The 17,466-nt window shown below is 67.0% G+C and carries 17 protein-coding genes and 1 tRNA gene; 5 read left to right on the top strand and 13 right to left on the bottom strand.

The window, feature by feature from the left end:
• Positions 1-4: 4 nt before the first annotated feature.
• A complete protein-coding gene (locus ACJ8FR_RS07605) occupies positions 5-202 on the bottom strand; it encodes a hypothetical protein (protein WP_407828027.1) in 198 nt (65 codons plus the stop codon).
• Between the two features lie 11 nt (positions 203-213).
• Complete coding sequence (gene aceA, locus ACJ8FR_RS07600) at positions 214-1,503, bottom strand: isocitrate lyase (protein WP_407828026.1); 1,290 nt, start codon at positions 1,501-1,503, stop codon at positions 214-216.
• A 121-nt stretch (positions 1,504-1,624) separates the two neighbouring features.
• On the opposite strand from aceA, the gene ACJ8FR_RS07595 reads away from it, so the two are divergent.
• Positions 1,625-3,040, top strand: a complete 1,416-nt coding sequence (locus tag ACJ8FR_RS07595) for a short-chain fatty acyl-CoA regulator family protein (RefSeq protein WP_407828025.1) — start codon at positions 1,625-1,627, stop codon at positions 3,038-3,040.
• On the opposite strand, the gene ACJ8FR_RS07590 is transcribed toward ACJ8FR_RS07595, so the two are convergent.
• Positions 3,037-3,948, bottom strand: a complete 912-nt coding sequence (locus tag ACJ8FR_RS07590; RefSeq protein WP_407828024.1) for a DUF5996 family protein — start codon at positions 3,946-3,948, stop codon at positions 3,037-3,039. The two genes, ACJ8FR_RS07595 and ACJ8FR_RS07590, sit on opposite strands and share 4 nt — an antisense overlap.
• A 50-nt stretch (positions 3,949-3,998) precedes the next feature.
• Here ACJ8FR_RS07590 and pheS point away from each other — a divergent pair, with 50 nt between their 5' ends.
• Positions 3,999-5,066, top strand: coding sequence for a phenylalanine--tRNA ligase subunit alpha (gene pheS / locus ACJ8FR_RS07585; RefSeq protein WP_407828023.1), 1,068 nt, complete (start codon positions 3,999-4,001; stop codon positions 5,064-5,066).
• A 97-nt stretch (positions 5,067-5,163) separates the two neighbouring features.
• Complete coding sequence (pheT, locus tag ACJ8FR_RS07580) at positions 5,164-7,518, top strand: phenylalanine--tRNA ligase subunit beta (protein WP_407828022.1); 2,355 nt, start codon at positions 5,164-5,166, stop codon at positions 7,516-7,518.
• Here pheT and ACJ8FR_RS07575 read toward each other — a convergent pair.
• The 4 genes from ACJ8FR_RS07575 to ftsE are packed head-to-tail and all read right to left on the bottom strand — an operon-like array spanning position 7,495 to position 10,314.
• Positions 7,495-8,199: a lysophospholipid acyltransferase family protein gene (locus ACJ8FR_RS07575; protein ID WP_407828021.1), complete on the bottom strand. Its 705-nt coding sequence runs from the start codon at positions 8,197-8,199 to the stop codon at positions 7,495-7,497. The genes pheT and ACJ8FR_RS07575 overlap by 24 nt on opposite strands.
• The gene (locus tag ACJ8FR_RS07570; RefSeq protein WP_407828020.1) at positions 8,196-8,732 is read right to left on the bottom strand and encodes a YdcF family protein; all 537 of its coding nucleotides are present in this window, start codon (positions 8,730-8,732) and stop codon (positions 8,196-8,198) included. The genes ACJ8FR_RS07575 and ACJ8FR_RS07570 overlap by 4 nt, the downstream gene beginning before the upstream one ends.
• Positions 8,729-9,601: a cell division protein FtsX gene (locus ACJ8FR_RS07565; protein ID WP_407828019.1), complete on the bottom strand. Its 873-nt coding sequence runs from the start codon at positions 9,599-9,601 to the stop codon at positions 8,729-8,731. Before ACJ8FR_RS07565 ends, ACJ8FR_RS07570 begins: the two co-directional genes overlap by 4 nt.
• Entirely contained in the window at positions 9,601-10,314 is a 714-nt protein-coding gene (ftsE, locus tag ACJ8FR_RS07560) for a cell division ATP-binding protein FtsE (protein ID WP_407828018.1), read from the bottom strand. The genes ACJ8FR_RS07565 and ftsE overlap by 1 nt, the downstream gene beginning before the upstream one ends.
• A gap of 110 nt (positions 10,315-10,424) precedes the next feature.
• On the opposite strand from ftsE, the gene ACJ8FR_RS07555 reads away from it, so the two are divergent.
• Positions 10,425-11,345 (top strand): MJ0042-type zinc finger domain-containing protein, encoded by a 921-nt coding sequence (locus ACJ8FR_RS07555; RefSeq protein ID WP_407828017.1) that lies wholly within the window; start codon positions 10,425-10,427, stop codon positions 11,343-11,345.
• A gap of 9 nt (positions 11,346-11,354) precedes the next feature.
• Here ACJ8FR_RS07555 and ACJ8FR_RS07550 read toward each other — a convergent pair whose 3' ends face one another.
• Positions 11,355-11,570 (bottom strand): hypothetical protein, encoded by a 216-nt coding sequence (locus tag ACJ8FR_RS07550; protein ID WP_407828016.1) that lies wholly within the window; start codon positions 11,568-11,570, stop codon positions 11,355-11,357.
• A 171-nt stretch (positions 11,571-11,741) separates the two neighbouring features.
• On the opposite strand from ACJ8FR_RS07550, the gene ACJ8FR_RS07545 reads away from it, so the two are divergent.
• Positions 11,742-11,828, top strand: a tRNA-Leu gene (locus ACJ8FR_RS07545).
• A gap of 16 nt (positions 11,829-11,844) precedes the next feature.
• On the opposite strand, the gene ACJ8FR_RS07540 is transcribed toward ACJ8FR_RS07545, so the two are convergent.
• The 5 genes from ACJ8FR_RS07540 to ACJ8FR_RS07520 form a co-directional block, all read right to left on the bottom strand.
• Complete coding sequence (locus tag ACJ8FR_RS07540; RefSeq protein ID WP_407828015.1) at positions 11,845-14,532, bottom strand: collagen binding domain-containing protein; 2,688 nt, start codon at positions 14,530-14,532, stop codon at positions 11,845-11,847.
• A gap of 29 nt (positions 14,533-14,561) precedes the next feature.
• The gene (locus tag ACJ8FR_RS07535; protein ID WP_407828014.1) at positions 14,562-15,383 is read right to left on the bottom strand and encodes a molecular chaperone; all 822 of its coding nucleotides are present in this window, start codon (positions 15,381-15,383) and stop codon (positions 14,562-14,564) included.
• Positions 15,384-15,497: 114 nt separating this feature from the next.
• A complete protein-coding gene (locus tag ACJ8FR_RS07530; RefSeq protein WP_407828013.1) occupies positions 15,498-16,013 on the bottom strand; it encodes a DUF4402 domain-containing protein in 516 nt (171 codons plus the stop codon).
• Positions 16,014-16,179: 166 nt separating this feature from the next.
• Positions 16,180-16,683, bottom strand: coding sequence for a DUF4402 domain-containing protein (locus tag ACJ8FR_RS07525; protein WP_407828012.1), 504 nt, complete (start codon positions 16,681-16,683; stop codon positions 16,180-16,182).
• 136 nt (positions 16,684-16,819) lie between these two features.
• Positions 16,820-17,341, bottom strand: coding sequence for a DUF4402 domain-containing protein (locus tag ACJ8FR_RS07520; protein WP_407828011.1), 522 nt, complete (start codon positions 17,339-17,341; stop codon positions 16,820-16,822).
• Positions 17,342-17,466: the final 125 nt, after the last annotated feature.

Here is a 17,466-nt window from a genome sequence, read left to right as displayed (position 1 = left end):
GGCCTCACTGTAGCACGGGCTCCACGCAGATCGAGTAGCGTTCGGTCGCGGCGCAGCGATCGCGGAACGTGAGGCGCTGCCATTGCGTGCGCGCCTTCAGCTCATCGCTGTAGGGCCCATGGATCACCTCGGTACCGGGCTCGAGCTCGCGGAAACGGCAGTCGGCATAATGACCGCCGATGACCCAATAACGCTGTCCCATATCGTCCTCCTTCACTCGGCTGCGATGGCCGTCGCGACGAACTGCGCGGCTTCGGTCGATTCTCGCAGGGCGACGGTCGAGCTGCTGCCGCCCGAAACGGCGGACGCGACCGCATCGAAATAGCCGGTGCCGACCTCGCGCTGGTGGCGGGTCGCGGTGTAGCCCGCCGCTTCGCTCGCGAACTCGGCCTGCTGCAGCTCGGAATAAGCCGCCATGCCGCGCTCGCGGTAGTCGCTCGCCAGCTCGAACATCGCGTGGTTGAGGCTGTGGAAGCCGGCCAGCGTCACGAACTGGAACTTGTAGCCCATCGCGCCGAGTTCGCGCTGGAAGCTGGCGATCGTCGCAGCGTCGAGCTTCGCCGCCCAGTTGAAGCTGGGCGAGCAATTGTAAGCGAGGAGCTTGCCCGGAAAGCGTGCGTGGATGGCTTCGGCGAAGGCGCGAGCCTCGTCGAGGTTTGGATGGCTCGTCTCGAACCACAACAAATCGGCGTGAGCCGCGAAGGCGAGCCCGCGGGCGATGCAATGGTCGAGGCCGGTGCCGTCCTTCAGCCGGTAGAAGCCCTCGGGCGTGCGCTCACCGGTGATGAACGGCCGATCGCGCTCATCGACATCGCTGGTGATGAGCTTGGCGCTTTCCGCATCGGTGCGGGCGACGAGGATCGTCGGCACGCCGCACACGTCGGCGGCAAGGCGCGCGGCATCCAGATTGCGGATTGCCGCCTGGGTGGGGATCAGCACCTTGCCGCCGAGGTGGCCGCACTTCTTCTCGGATGCGAGCTGGTCTTCGAAGTGGACGCCCGCGGCGCCGGCTTCGATGTACGATTTCATGATCTCGAAGCAGTTCAACGGTCCGCCGAATCCGGCTTCCGCATCGGCGAGGATTGGCGCGAACCAGTCGCGTTTTGCCCCGCCTTCCATATGCTCGATCTGGTCGGCGCGCTGCAGCGTGCGGTTGATCTTGCGCGCGAGCTCGGGGCCGGAATTGGCCGGGTAGAGCGACTGGTCGGGATACATCGAGCCCGCGGCGTTCGAGTCGGCGGCGACCTGCCAGCCGGACAGATAGATCGCCTTCAAGCCGGCGCGGACCATCTGCATCGCCTGATTGCCGGACAAAGCGCCGAGCGCGCGCACGGGCTCGTCCTGGTGCAGCAGCTCCCACAGCTTCAACGCTCCGCGCCGCGCGAGCGTGTGCTCGACCGGGATCGAGCCGCGCAGCTTCAGCACGTCGTCGACGCCGTAGGGCCGCTCGATCCCCGCGAACCGCCCGTCAGGCGCCGCCACCACCAAGCCGAAATCACCCATCGCAAATCCCCTGTTGCCGAAGCCGCAGGAGAACCCATCCGCTCGGTAAAAGTCGCACAGAAAAGTGCGGACGTGTCAGGTCACGACTTGTGTTCTTGTAAATTGTTTGACAACTTCACTGATGATGCTTCCGCGCAAGCTCTTCCTCGGCGCCCGGCTCGCGCGATTGCGCCGCGAGCGCGGGCTCAACCAGAGCCAGATGGCCGAGCAGCTCGGCATCTCCGGGTCCTACCTCAACCATCTCGAACGCAACCAGCGGCCGGTCACCGCCGGCATCCTCGTGCGGCTGGCCGAGGCGTTCGATGTCGACGTGAAGGCCTTCGCCTCCGAAGCCGGCGACAGCGGCGGCGCAACCCTGCTGGCCGAGATTTTCTCGGACCCGATGCTCGCCGACCTCGGCGTCAGCCGGTACGAGCTGGTCGAGCTCGCCGACAACGCGCCATCGGTCGCCGAAGGGATCGCCCGGCTCTACACCGCGGTCCGCGAAGTCCAGCGCCGCCCCGAAGGCGAGGAGCGCCGCACCGACCCGCGATCGCTGATCACGCCGGAAACCTGGGTGCGCGACTACATCCAGGCGCAGCGCAACCATTATCCCGAGCTCGAAGAAGCGTCCGAGACGCTCGGCGGGGCGCTCAACCACCCGCTGTCGGTGTCCGAGCCGCTGCGCCAGCGCCTGAAGGAGGCATGGGGCGTCGAGGTCCGCGTCGTCGAGCCGGAAATCCTCGAGGACGCGAGCCAGAATTACGATCCTCAGCGCCGGCTGCTGATGCTGTCCTCGCTACTTCGGCCGGAGAACCGGACCTTCGGCATCGCCTACCAGCTGGCACTGCTCGAGTTCGCGCCGATCATTGCGCGGATGCTCGAGGCGGCGCGGTCGCCCGATCCGGGCAGCCGGCGCCTGCTGCACATGAGCTTCGCCAATTATGCCGCCGGGGCGATCATCATGCCCTACGGCAAGTTCCTCCGGGCGGCCGAAGAGCATCGCTACAATCTCGATCGGCTAACCGCGCAGTTCGGTGCCAACGTCGAGCAGGTGTCGCACAGGCTGACGACGCTCAGCCGGCCGAGCGCCAAGGGCGTGCCCTTCTTCATGCTGCGCGTCGATCCCGCCGGAAACATCTCCAAACGCTATGCCGGCGAGAATTTCCCCTTCTCGCATTTTGGCGGGACGTGCCCGCGCTGGCACCTCCACACCGCCTTCCAGACTCCCGGCCAGACCATCCGCCAGCTGATCGAGACGCCCGACGGGCAGCGCTTCTTCACCATCAGCCGGACGATCGAGCGGCCGATCCGCCCCGACCTTCGCGATGACGCTCTGCTCGCGATCGGCCTCGGCTGCGACGTCAAATATGCGCCCCGGATCGCTTATGCCGACGGGCTCGACCTCACCAACACGCCGGCGACACCGGTCGGCCCCGCCTGCGCGATCTGTCCGCGCCTGCAATGCGCCTATCGCGCGACGCCTCCAGCCGGGCGGATGCTGGCGGTCGAGGAAAACCGCAAATCGATCTCGCCTTACCCGTTCGTCCCGAGCTAAGGCGCGACCGGCTCCCGTTCGAGGTTTGCGCGGTCCCAGTGCGCGAGATCGGCACCGGCTTCATAGGTGGATTGGATGAAATCCCCGAGCATGCGCGCAGGGTCGGCTGAGACACGGACCTCGGCATAAGGCAGGACGAACTCGCCATAGGTTTCGTCGAAGCGGCCATGCGCGATCGGCGAGCTGCGATAGCCTTCGGGCTCCGGATAGATGTAGCTGTAGAAGAAAGGCTCGGCCGCGGTAGCCCCGCCGGCCCAGAAGCCCACGCTCGCCTCCTCGTGGCTGTACGCTTCGCGCGCGATGCGGTCCGGGAGGCCCGGCATTCCACCCGGATGTTGCGGCGCCTTTCGGCCCGAAAAGACGCTAACCGCAAGGTCGAATCCGCCCCACCAAAAGTGGACCGGGCTGGCCTTGCCGGCAAACCCCGCGCGGAAGCGGGCGAACACCGGCATCATCGCCGCCAGCGCTTCGCGAAAGCGACTCGCCGAATCGCGGTCATATTCTCTTGGGGCCGTGTCCTGGGCAAACGGGACGGCGTCGGCGATCTCGTTCGGCACGCCATTGAAGCTCGACGGCAGGTCATGCTTGTCGAGCATCGCAATCAGCCGCTGGTGAAGCGCGGCGATGCTCCCCGCATTGAGCGGTAGCTCTTCGCGCGATTCGTCGCTGACCCAGAGCACGATCGCGTGCCGGCACAGGTCGAGCGTGAGCGTGAAGCTCCGGTCCCCGCTCGCCGCGGTCGGCAGCGTCGCGAGCCCGCGCGCGTTGGGCTGCAGCGCGGCATGCCAGCCGTGGTTCACCCACGGCGCGTGGGCGACCCGAAGCTTGCCCAGCATCTGCGCGGCGAGGTGCAGGATCGCGAACGTCTCGTGGTCGTGCTCGACGCTCAGCTCGGGCCAGTCACTCATCGCGTCCCGCCTTTGCATTTTGCGGTGCGGCATTGCTAGAGCCTCCGACGATGATCGACGCCGAAACCATGCTCGACCGGATCGCCGCCGCGGATAGCCTCGGCGATCTCGATGCGCTGCGCGTGTCGGCGCTCGGCAAGTCGGGCTCGATCACCGCGCTGCTCAAGTCGCTCGGCGCCATGAACGCGGAGACGCGAACGGCCGAAGCCCCCAAGATCCACGCGCTGCGCGAGCGCGTCACCAGCGCGATCGCCGATCGCAAGGCTGAACTCGAGAACGCCGAGCTCGAGCGAAAGCTCGCGACCGAACGGATCGACCTGTCGCTGCCGGCGCCGGAGAGCGTCAACGGCACGATCCATCCCGTGAGCCAGGTGATGGACGAGCTTGCGGAAATCTTTGCCGATCTCGGCTTTTCGGTCGCGGAAGGGCCCGAGATCGAGACGCAATGGTACAATTTCACCGCGCTCAACATGCCGGAGAACCACCCGGCGCGGGCGATGCAGGACACATTCTACCTCGAGCCGCGCGAGCCGGGCGGGGAGCCGATGGTGCTGCGCACCCACACTTCCCCCGTCCAGATCCGGGCGATGCAGGAGCATGGCGCGCCGATCTACACGATCGCGCCGGGCCGCGTGTACCGCTCCGACAGCGATGCGACGCACACCCCGATGTTCCACCAGGTCGAGGGGCTGGTCCTCGACCGCGCGATCACCCTCGGACACCTCAAGTGGACGCTGGAGACATTCCTCAAGGCCTTCTTCGAGCGTGACGACGTCGTCCTGCGGATGCGCCCGTCCTACTTCCCCTTCACCGAGCCGTCGGCCGAGGTCGACGTCGGCTGGTCGATGGAGAAGGGCCGCCGCGTCGTCGGCGGACAGGAAGGGTGGATGGAAGTGCTCGGCAGCGGCATGGTCCACCCCCGCGTCATCGCCAATTGCGGGCTCGACCCCGACGAGTGGCAGGGCTTCGCCTTCGGCTGCGGCATCGATCGCCTGGCGATGCTCAAATACGGCATGAACGACCTCCGCGCCTTCTTCGACGGCGATGTCCGCTGGCTGAAGCACTACGGATTCCGCGCCCTCGACGTGCCGACGCTGTCGGGCGGAGTGGGGGCATGAAGTTCTCGCATTGCAGTACCCCGGCGAAGGCCGGGGTCCAGCTTCGCAATCTGTTTGATTGGGCCCCGGCCTCCGCCGGGGCACGAAAGGGCAAACGATGAAGTTTCCCCTTTCGTGGCTGAGAGAACATCTGGAGACGGATGCCTCGGCCGAGGAAATCGCCAGTAAGCTGACCGCCATCGGGCTGGAGGTGGAAAGCGTCTCGAACCCCGCTGAGGCGTTGGCGCCATTCCGCGTGGCCAAGGTCCTCACCGCCCAGAAGCACCCGCAGGCCGACAAGCTGCAGGTGCTGACGGTCGACGCCGGGACTGGCGAGGAAATCCAGGTCGTGTGCGGTGCGCCCAATGCGCGCGCGGGCATGCTCGGCGTGTTCGGTCCGCCGGGCGCCTACATCCCTGGAAGCGACATGATTCTGAAGGTGGCAACGATCCGCGGCGTCGAGAGCCGCGGCATGATGTGCTCGTCGCGCGAACTCGAGCTGGGCGATGATCATAGCGGGATCATCGAGCTGCCGGCGGACGCGGCGGTGGGCGTCGCCTTTACCGCATATGCCGGGCTCGACGACCCCGTGTTCGACGTCAACGTCACGCCCAACCGCCAGGATTGCATGGGTGTCCGGGGTATCGCGCGCGATCTGGCGGCGGCGGGCATCGGGACCTTGAAACCGCTCGCCGTGCCGCTGATCGAGGGCGCCTTCCCCTGCCCGGTGCCGATCCGCATCGAGGACCCGGACGGCTGCCCGGCGTTCTTCGGCCAGGCAATCCGCGGGGTGAAGAACGGCGCCTCCCCCGAATGGATGCAGCGGCGGCTCACGTCCGCGGGGCAGCGGCCGATCTCGGCCCTGGTCGACATCACCAATTATGTGATGCTCGATCACGGCCGGCCGGCGCATGCCTATGACATCGCCAAGCTCTCGGGCGGCCTGACAGCGCGCGCGGCAAAACCCGGCGAGACGGTGTTGGCGCTCAACGAAAAGGAATATCGGCTCGAGCCGTTCATGACGGTGATCGCCGACGACGTTCAGGTCCACGATATCGGCGGGATCATGGGCGGCGAGGATTCCGGCGTCAGCGAGGCGACGACCGAGGTGATGCTCGAAGTCGCTTATTTCACTCCCGAGCGGATCGCGCGCACGGGCCAGGCGCTGGGGCTGACCAGCGACGCGCGCAGCCGCTTCGAGCGCGGGGTCGATCCCGCCTTCCTCGACGACGGGCTGGCGATCCTCGCCGGCCTCATCCTCGACATCTGCGGCGGCGAGGCTTCTGCGGCATTGCGAGTCGGCGAACCGCCGGTCGAGCGCCGAACGATCAGCTTCGACTTCGCCCGGACCAAGGCGCTCGGCGGCATCGAGGTTCCCGAGCAACGCCAGCGCGAGATCCTTGAAAGCCTCGGCTTCGCGCTCAGCGGCAACGTTGTGACCGTCCCAACCTGGCGGCGCGACGTCGAAGGTCCAGCCGATCTGGTCGAGGAAGTGGCGCGGATTGTCGGCTACGACGAGGTGCCCTCGACACCGCTCGGCCGTGCTCCGGGCGTGGCCAAGCCAACCGCAACCCGGTCGCAGAGGGTTGAGCGCCGCGTGCGCCGCACCGCCGCTGCGCGCGGGCTCGACGACGCCGTCACCTGGAGCTTCATTTCCGAAGCGGAGGCGGAAGCGTTCGGCGGAGCGGACTGGCGGCTTGCCAACCCGATCAGCGAAGACATGAAGGTGATGCGCCCATCGCTGCTGCCGGGGCTGATCGCGGCGGCGCGCCGCAATCTCGACCGGGGAATTGCGTCGGTCCGCTTGTTCGAGATCGGCCGCCGCTACCTTGGCGACCGCGAACATCCGACACTCGGCCTGCTGCTTTGCGGCGAACGTCAGCCGCGAAACTGGCAGTCGGGCAAAGCGCAAGCCTTCGACCCATTCGACGCCAAGGCCGAAGTGCTGGCGCTGCTCGAGGCGGCAGGCGCACCCGTCGCCGGCCTCCAGATAATCCCCGACGCGGGCCCAACCTGGCATCCCGGCAGATCGGCGAAGCTCACGCTTGGCCCGAAAGCGATCGTCGCCGCCTTTGGCGAGCTGCATCCCGGCCTCGCACGAAGCCTCGACGTGCCGGCGGGCACGGTTGCCGCCGAGATTTACCTCGACTCGATCCCCGCGCCGCGCGCGTCCGGTCGCACCCGGCCCGCGTTCGCGCCGCCGGCATTGCAGCCGGTCACGCGCGATTTCGCCTTCATTGTGCCCGCCGACCTGCCGGCCGGCGCTTTGCTGCGGGAGCTGCGCGGCGCCGACAAGACGGCGATCACCGGCGCGCGCCTGTTCGACCGGTTCGAAGCCGCGGACGGACTGTCTCTGGCGTTCGAAGTGACGCTCCAGCCGACAGACAAGAGCTTCACCGACCATCAGATCGGCGAGATATCCAACCGAATCGTGGCCGCGGCGGAGAAGCTAGGCGCTCGGCTGAGGACCTAGTTCAAGCGCGTTGATTGCGGCGTGAACGCGCGCTTCGACCTCCTCCCGCTTTAACCCTGGCGGAATGGTCTGGCCGACCTTGAACGTCACCGTGCCGCTCCGGTGGATGAGGCCGCGTCCCCACAATCGGCCGCTGTCGACCGCGACCGGAACAACGGGGAGCCCAAGTGCGCGATACAAAGCGGCGAAACCCGACCTGAGCGGCGGCGTTTCCCCGGCGCGTACCCGGGTGCCCTCTGGATAAATGATCACGGGGCGTCCGGTCTCGAGCGCCTTGCGGCCTTCGTCCATCAATGCCCGCAGCGCCTTGGCGCCGGCCGAGCGCTCGACCGCGATGACGCCATAACGTCGCGTCATCCGGCCGAAGAGCGGGATGTCGGCCAATTCCTTCTTGATCACGATCACGGGCAGATGGGTCAGCCGGACCATCTCCATCGTTTCGAGCATCGACTGGTGCTTGACCGCAATCAGGTACGGACCGCTGGGAATGGTTCCGTCGACCCGCGTGCGGATGCCCAAGACGCGTTCCGCAAGCAGATGGTGGAAATCGACCCAGCCCAGCACCACGGCGAGCGTCGGGCGGCGGCCAATCAAGGTCGCGACGATCCCGATCAGCACCAACACCACGGTCGCCGGGTAGAAGATCGCGGCATAGAGCAGCGACCGGAGCAGCGCGGTCAAAGGTCGGCCCAAACCGCAAGGCGGCGCAGCAGATATTTATTATACTCGCCGAACAGAGTGACGAAGCTCGGCTCGGTGCGCACCGCATCGGTGGTCAGCTGATACTTGCCGCGCAGCACCTTTTCGAACTCGTAGCGCGCGCGTCGCATGTGCCAGTCGCTCGTGATCAGCCGCACCGACCTGTAATTGTGACGGGCGAGCCAGCGCGCGGCTTCTTCCGCATTGGACCTGGTGTCGACCGATTCGCTGCCGAGGTCGACGCAACAGGAAAGCCACTGCCGGCTCCCGGCGATGCGCCGCGCGAGGTCCGGCTTGGTCACGGTCGGATCCACGCCGGCCACCAGGAGGCGCTTGGCCTCATGCTGCTTGAGGACGTCGATCGCATGCTCGATCCGGCCCGGGCCGCCGGTGACGACGACCGCGGCGTCGCTTGCTGCGGCGTCCGCAGGCGCGGGCTTGCCGAGAGTGAACGCGAACAGCACGAAGCTGAGCGCGTAGAACAATAAGAGCAGCGCGCCGAGACGAGCGATCATAAGGCCCGGCGCAACGTGCGGAGCACCGCGGTTCGCGCGACCCAGGTCGCGAGGACGGTGAGCGCGAGCGGCAGCGACGCGAGGGTAAGAATGTCGACGACGCCCAGCGTTGCGCCGCCGGTGAGTTCTCCTGTGATCGCAGCACCGCTCGCGAGGACGAGCAGCACGAGCGCCGCCGCGAGGGCGCCGGCAATGCTCCCGATCAACGCGTCGATCAGAATCTTGCGCTGAAACAAATGAGTGACCTGGAGGTCGGTGGCGCCGATACCGTGCATCACCTCGATGGTGAAACGGTGGGTGTCGAGCGCGCCCCGCGCGGCCAGCACGACGGCAGCCGACGCCGCGATGCTGAGCAGCAGCACCAGGCCGAACGCGACCCACTGCAGCAGCCGAAGCGAATGGAGCAGCGGGCCGACGCTGTCGCGGTGAGCGGCGATTGTCGCGCCCGGGGCAATTGCCTGCACGCGGCGCTGAAGTGCGGCCAGATCCGTGCCGGGGGCGGCATCGAAATTGATCAGTGCGGGGACCGGCAGCTCGGCGCTGTGCGCGGCCGGGCCGAGCCATTGCTCGAGCGTCTTTCGCATGTCGCTTTCTGGCACTGCCTCGTCCGAGGTTACACCGCGAGTGGAGCGGACGGCCTGGACCAGGGCGCCGAGGTCGGCGCCGCCACCACCCGGCACCTGCAGCGCATAGCGCGCCTCGATCGCGCGGCTGACCAGCGAAGTGGTGCTGGCGAGCGCGAGGCCGGTGGCGGCGATGAGCATGATCGAGAAAGTCATGATCGCGATCACCCACGGCGTCGGCCCGCCGAACCGGGCAAGCCCGAGCAGGCGCCGCTCGGACGGCGACACGAACAGCCAGCGGAGCATCACGCCGCACCTCGCGGCGGGTGTGGCGGATTGCGCAGCGTGCCGGTCGGGTCGACCAGCGTCCCATTCTCCAGCCGGATCAGCTGCGCGCCGGGGGTGGAGCTGATGAGGCCGATGTCGTGGGTGGCGACGACGACGGTCGTTCCGAGACCGTTGAGGGCCGTGAACAGCCCCATCAGGCGGTTGGCCATCTCGGCATCGACGTTGCCGGTCGGCTCGTCGGCGACGAGCAGCTCGGGCCGATTGATCACCGCCCGGGCGATGGCGACTCGCTGCTGCTCGCCGCCCGACAGCGTTGGCGGCCGCGCGCTGGCGCGATCGGCAAGTCCGACCCAGGCGAGCATCTCGCGCACCGGTCCCTCGACCTCGCCGTCGCCGGCGCCTCCGACGCGCAACGGAAGCGCGACATTGTCGAATGCCGACAGGTGACGGATCAGGCGGAAATCCTGGAAGACGACGCCGATCCGCCGGCGGAAAGGCGGGAGCGCATCGCGCGGCGCCTCGCTCAGCTCCTCGCCGAACAGCCTGATCCGCCCTCGGGTCGGCCGCTGGGCAAGATAGAGCAGCTTCAACAGCGACGTCTTGCCGGCGCCCGACGGTCCGGTGAGGAAGTAGAAGGCGCCGGCGCGCAGCCGAAAGTCGAGGTCGCGCAGGACCTCGGCGCCGGTGCCGTAGCGCAGGCCAACACTGTCGAATTCGGCAACTGCTGCCACTTGCTTCCCCGCGTGTCAGACGCACCGGACGGCATTGCGCCCGCCTTGCCAAGCCCCAATCATTCCTGTTTACCGTCCTGTGACGGTCTCGGAAGAGGGCTTTTAACGCGATGATCCTCACCTGCCCGAGCTGCGGCACGCAATATGTCGTAAAGGACGGCACGATTCCGCCGGAGGGCCGGCAGGTGCGGTGCGCCGCGTGCAAGCACAGCTGGCATCAAGATCCCGGGGAAGGCGGCGAGGCCGCGCCCGGCGGGTCGGCCGAGCCCGAGGCAGGCGAGCCGGCCTATGAAGCGACCGCCGAACCCAGCGCCTTCGAAGAGTCAGAAGCCGCTGAAGCAGATGGAAGTGCCGAAGCTTCGGAAGAGACGATTGTTGACGGTGATGAAGGCCTCGCCGAAGCAGCCTCGATCGAGCCGCGCAGCGGTCCGGAGGCCGAGGAGCGCGCCTACGAAGAGGCGGTGATCGAGGGAGCCGCGGATCTTCCGGAAGCCCGCGATCCGCTGGCCGAAACCGAGGGGACGCCGCGAGCCGCGCAAGATTGGCGGGAGCCGCCCGAGGCCGAGGCGGCGGCTGACATGTTCAGTCCATTCGCCGAAGAGGACGAGGAGCCGCGGGGGCGCAGCGGATCGAGAACGATCCTGGTGGTTGCAGTGGCGATCGTCCTCCTCGCCGCTTTGTTCTGGTTCTTCGCGCCCGCCGATGTCAAAGCGCGGCTCGGTCTTGCGTCGGCTGCGGACAGCCCGCTCCAGGTGTCGAACCCGCCCCATGTCGAACGGCTGCAGCTGGCCAGCGGCAATGAATTGCTGACCGTCTCCGGACGGGTGATCAATCCCACGGGACACGAGCAGGACGTGCCGCCGCTACAGGCGAAATTGACCAACCAGGCCGGAAAGCTGGTCTACAGCTGGACGATCGCTCCCCCGGCTCGCTCGCTGGCGGCTGGCGCCAGCGCGAGCTTCAACAGCGCCGAAGTCAATGTCCCGCCCGGCGGCGAGTATCTGACGATCACCGTCGGCCAAAAAGCCTGACCACCCAAGTTACTGGAATTCAATGAGTTTCGCCGGCTTCGCAGTGCCGTCGTTGAGGCGTACCACGGCGTTGCGCGCCGATGGAGCGCCTGGGTTGTTGAGTGCGCCGAGCTTGAGCCGGACGGCGGTCACGACGCGGATCGTCGCGGTCGCCTGAGCAACAGCCGAGTTCGCCGCGGAATGCGGTGCGGCGGTTGCGAGGACGGCGGCGGCAAGCATGAACATGACCAGGTGCTAACGCACTCGGCGGGAAATGGTAAACCGCGCTTTAAGGTTTGTGCCAGAACGGACCGGCTTCGCCGCCGGCGAGACGGCATTGCGCGCCTTGGGAGCCTTTGCTACGGGCCGCGCCTTGCCAGTGCCGGCTGCCCCTGCATGCCGGCCTTTTCATGACGTGCGGTCGTGGCGGAACTGGTAGACGCGCAGCGTTGAGGTCGCTGTGGCCGAAAGGCCGTGGAAGTTCGAGTCTTCTCGACCGCACCATCGACGGGACGGCCCCCTACAATCCAGCCTTCGGCAATTCGGCTGTCGCGATGCGCAGCTGAGGCCGCGCCTGGATCGAACCAAGCCGGACGATCGAGTGCTCGGTCGTGACCTTCAAGGAAATGCCCAGATCCGACACAATTCCGGCGGCTTTGGCCGACGCGGCGCTGACCCGCAGCCGATAAGCGTCGTAAGGAACCCGTTCGAACAGGAAGAAGCCGTCGAAGTCGGTCCGCGCGGTCGCGACCACCTTGCCGGTGCCGTCCAACAGCTCGAGGTCGACGCCCTCGAAGCCGAGCTCGCCGCTCTTGATCAGCGCGCCTTCGACGTCGCCGCCGCCAACCAGCGCGATCGCCACGTCGGCAGCGACTCCCGGGCGGGGGACGACGACCTGCAGCGCTTTTTTCGGCGTCAGCATCGGATCGTCGAGGCTGGTCACGTCGATCCCCACGGGCACAGGCACATAGGCAGTTAGGCCTCCGATCGTGACTGAGCCCTTCGCATCGGTCTTGCGCTGGGCCTGGCGGGAACCGGTGGTGATCAGCGCGCCCTTCTCGAGCGGTTCGCCGGGATCGAGCGCGCCATTGTCGTTGAGATCGCGGAACACCGTCGCGTGCACCATCCCGCCCTCGGCGAGCGGGCGCCGCGACAGGCTGAGGCCGTGGCGCGGATCGAGCGAGAAATTGAGGTTGAAGCCGACCGCCAGGTCGCCCCTGGTGGTCGCTTCAGCGGTTAGCGCGAGCGCAAAGGATTCGACGCGCATGATATGGGTGATGCGCGCGCGGCCGCGGTGCTGCAGCTCGTCGTAGGCGAGGACGCCCTCCCAATCTATGTTCTCCGAAGCGGACCAGTAAGCGGACAGCTCGGCACTGCGGAAACGCGCCGAGGGCTTGACATCGAACTCGGTCGAGCCGCGCACCCGGACGTCGCCGATATGCCCGCTGCCGATCAGGCCGAGCCGAAACTCACCGGGCGGCGCCGGCCCCGCGGGCACATAATCCTTTCGGTACCGGACTTCGGCGCCGAGATTGAAACGGTCGATGCTGGCCGAGAGCCGCGTTGCCGCCTCGAGCAGTCGGGAACCGTCGGCGTGCTGAACGAAATGCGCCTCGGCATGGGCGGGAATGAGCGCCTTGCCGATTTTGAGCGGGGAATCGAGCGACGCCCGCAGCTCGCGCGATGTTTCCGGCTCCGCTCCCCGCAAATGAAAATCATTCGCGATTAGCGCATCCACGTTGACATAGACGGCCCCGAACTTGCCCAGAAGCTGCGCGTGCGCGGCCGTGCCGCCGTTCGACTCGCGGGCGGCGCTGACTTCGACCATCGCCCCGCCGATCGAGCGGCGAACAATGCCCTCGACGAAGGTCAGGCGCTGGTCGTCAACGAGCATCGCCCGCGCCAGGACGGCGACGGACGTGCGCGTATCGAGTCCATGTTCGACCGACAGCGCCGCCTGCGCCCTCGGAAGCGCGGAATCCGGCGGCTTTTCCAGCGTAATAAGATCGCGGCCGGGCTGGTTCGCGCCGAGCCAGTACCAAGTCTTGCCCTTGGGGACATTGTCCTGGCCGACATCGATCGTCTCGTCGCGCTCGCGGACCTGGCCTTGGGGCCCGTAGAGCACGACCCGGATGCTGTTCTCGCCATAGAGAAGCTGGACGTCGTCGAACACGTAGCGCTGCGACGCGTCCGACTTGGCGAAACCGTGCAGCTCGCCGTTACGATAGACCTCCGCCTCCCAACCGATCGGCAGATCACCTTCCAGGCGAGTGCGATCGAATGCCGTCCGCGCCGTCAGCGGCCGATTGGTGACGACCGCCCCGCGGCCCGCCGCGACGGACCCGGTGAGCCGCGTGTCGAATCCCTCGACGTCGCCGAACCCGAAATGCGTCGCCTTGAGCGGTCCGAGCAAATGCGCGTCGGGATCCGACCGAAAGGCGCGCAGCCGCAGGAGATTTGGCCGGCCCTTGGCATTGGTCGTGACCTGGGCGTCGTACGACAAATGCGCCACCTCGCCGGCGGCGTAGACCGAACTCTGGCGATCGACTCGCACGCCGTCACCGGCGCGATAGGTGGCGCCGCCGCTGACGACGAAATCGAGCGCCGGCGAGCGCCACATGCGGTACGGCACGCGGACCTGCGGCAAGCTGTTGAGGTCGAAGCTCGCGCGGTGAATGCGGGCGGCGCGCTGCTTGCGCTCCATCGCGAGCTCGACCGGGAGCTTGGTGTCCGATTCGAGCAACAGGACCGAGCCCGAGGTCATCGGCCTGACACCAATGCCGAACCAGCGGCCAAGCGCCGCGGCCTGGACGCACCAGCCCTCGGGCGTTTCGCGAATCGTGCCGGGCTCGATTGGCTCGCTTTTGCTCCCGTAGGTCACTTTCAGAGCGGCGGCGTCGATCGAAATCCTGTTAGCTTCCCGGAACGCCCAGCCACTCGCCTTCCTGGCGCTCACATCGATGCGCATCGGCACGTCCAGCGCGGTCAGAAAGTCGCCTAAGACGACACATGGGCCTTCGGGCGGGTTGTAGGCGCGCACCGTGTCGCCGAGCCGCAGCTGGCGGATATTGACGTCGAGAAGAAACTGCTCGTCGGGGTCGGCCGTCCACGGCCTGGTGCCCGGCGCGGGCGCCGACGCACCGAGGCTGCCGGCGCCGAGCGCGAGGAGCGCCGCCGCCTTGCGCAGCCAGAAGCGGCCGCCGACCATTGGCCTATGTCCGCGCTGACCTGCTCGCTCTAGCGCAGCACCGCCTGCGTCTGCGCAAGCAGGTGGGTGCCGTCGTCGAACGTCTCGATATATTCGACCGTCACCGGGCCCGTGACGCCGGCCTTGTAGGCCGGGCCGAGCGGAATGGTGACATGGCGGCGGGCGACTTCGGTGTAGATCGCGATGCCCTTCTGGAGCGCGATCGGGTCCTTGACGCCCGCTTTCAGCACCCGGACCTCGCCATAGGTCGAGCGCGAGCCGGTGCGGGTGAGATCGAGCCCGACCGCATCGCCGCCGTCCTTTTTCTCGAGCTGGACATTGGCGATTCCCGCACTCGCCTCGAGGTTGCCGAGGCGCACGATCACCGGGATGGTGACGCCGTAAATCGGGGTAAGCTGGAATTGCACGCCCTTGGCTTGTTCGCCGGTCGGCTGCACGACCGGTGTCGCGGGCGGAATCGCGCGGAACAGCATGTGCACGCGATATTCGCCATCGGGCAGGCCCTGCGGTGCGCGGGCGGCGATGCGGATCGCCTGCGGTTCGTGCGGCGCGAGGGTGACCTTGCGCGGCGCATAGATGATCATGTCCTCCGCGGCCTTGTCGGCATCGGTCGGAGTCGGGACATCGACCAGATCACCCTTCTCGGTCATGCGGCGGAACTCGACAGACACGCGATAGGTCGCCGGCTCTTCGCCGATATTGTTGAGGATGATCTCGGCACCCCTGCGCCCGTCGAGGACAAGGCGGGTCGGCGCGACCAGAAGGTCGCCGACGCCGGCGCCGGCCGGGCTCGGCAAGAGCGCCGCGGCGGTGAGCGCGGCGGCAAGGATGGACCTGGTCCAGAATGTCATCACGGCGATCCCCACTTTGCTCCTGGATGGAGCGATCGCCGATCGTATTGGACCGGAATGGTTTATTTTCGGTCAACCATGACCGGCAAACCGCCCGGATAGCCGAGGTCGAAGTCAGTAATCCACGGTTACGTTGAACGTGCCGACATAGGTGCCGGCCTGCGTCGACCAGTTCAGTGTCACCGAACCGCCGATCGAGAAGTTCACCCCGGGAAACCCCGAGTTGGTCAGCTGGACGCTGGCGGGCGCGTCGGTGACCAGCGTCAGCGTCTGGGTCGAATCGCTTTGGTTGACCATGGTCACATTGGGCGCGCTGATCCGAACCGGCTGCTGGTTCGATCCCTGGACATTGTAGCGCGCGACGAGGGGCGCGCCGCTGCACACGAGATTGGCGCTGGCGCAGCTCAACGCCCCTGCCTGCGACAGTGCAATCACTGCGTTGCTCCACACGCCGGGGCCGAGGGACACCGTGCCAAGGTCGAGATCCTGCAGCTTCGTCAGGATCAACGGCTTGACGTTGCTCGCCGTCACCTGCGCCGTCACCGTCGCCGCGGCCGCAGGCCCTCCGGTCGCCGCGAGGCCGACCAGCGCTGCGATCATCGGCGCGAGCTTTGCGACGCTATGAGACAAGTCCTGCCCATCCCCACCTGTTGAGCCGATTGAGGGCGTACAACCGAAATGGTTGAATTTCGGTCAACCATGTCGCGGCTCTCAACGATCGCCTGGTCCGCAAAAGGAAAGGGGCCGCCTTCCGGCAGCCCCTTCCCCCACTCGCGGCAGCGCCGCTAGCCGGAGGTTATTGATAGTCGGCGGTGACTGCGAAGTTGCCGGTGTAGAGCCCTTCGGGCGTCGTGGAGGTGAGAGTGATCGATCCGCCAATGGAAAAATCGACGCCGGTGGCGAGCCCCCCCGGGCCGAGATTCACCGTCAGCGGTGCGTTGGGGGTGAAGGCGATCGTGGTGGGACCGTTCAGGTTGAACGGCGGCGCGGTGATTTTAACAACCGAATTGTTGGTGCCGAAGAGGTGGTATTTTGCCGGCTGGGCCGCCCCCGAACAGGTCACGTTGCCGCCGCATCCGGTCAGGGTCCCTGCCTGGTCCATGCTGATCAGCTGGGTCGTCCAGCTTCCCGAGGCGAGGGCGAGCGCACCGAAGTCGAGGTTCTGCACGAAAGAGATCTGGAGCGCCTTGTAAACATGGGCATTGGCGGTCGCCTGTGTCACCGGGCTAACTGCCGCGGCCGGGCTGCTCGTCAGCATCAGCGCAGCAAGCGCACCGGCAGTCGCGATCGACTTGTTCATCGTACGTCCCCACTTCGTCGCGATGGCCACGCAGCCCCCACTTATCGTGTCCGCCTCATTAACCAGAAGCGCTTACGGCTTCGCTCAAGCACATGGTTAATGCGGACTTAGGTTTCGGTCCGGATCGGAGGGACGGTCAGAGATATTCGACAGTGATCGGCAGATCGCCGCGATACTGGCCGTCGCCGTCGCCCGTGACGACCAGGCGCCCGCCGAAACGGAAGCTAAGATTGCCCGCCGAATCCAGCCGCGGCGCCGCGGGCAGGTCGGTGGTCACCTGCTCGAGCGTCATCCGCGCCCCATTCATCGAATAAAGCTCGATCCGGTGCGGCAGCTCGACCCGGAGCGCGCGCCCGGCCTCGCCATGGACGAGCACAGTGCCGACGGTCGCCCGCGGGCCGACCGCGGATACGATCCCTTCGGCGGCGCTCGAGCCGTCGGGGCGGAGAAGCGCCGCGCCGAGTCCGACGCCGGAGAAGATCAGCCGGTCGAAGTCGAGGTTGGTTTCCACCCGCAGCTCGACATCGCCGTCGACACTGTCGGCGGCAAGTTGGGTCGAAGGCTGCGTACAGAGACGGCATTGCGCCATTCCCGGCGACGGAATGCCCGCTGCGCACGCGGCGGCGAGTGAGAAGGCGAGACTGCGAAGGCGGCCCATGACGCAGCGTGTAGCCGCGACAGGCTAATTCAGGGTTAAGGCGCCGCTAACCTTGGCCGTGCGACTATTGTCGCGCCGCCCGCAGCTTTCTATCCCCCCACATTCCATGGCCCGACCGCGCCCCG

Origin of the sequence: Sphingomonas sp. (assembly GCF_045810705.1) — a bacterium.
In the GTDB taxonomy this organism is placed as follows: domain Bacteria; phylum Pseudomonadota; class Alphaproteobacteria; order Sphingomonadales; family Sphingomonadaceae; genus Sphingomicrobium.
Note: the sequence above shows the minus strand (reverse complement) of the source record. Positions and strands in the feature narration are given on the sequence as shown.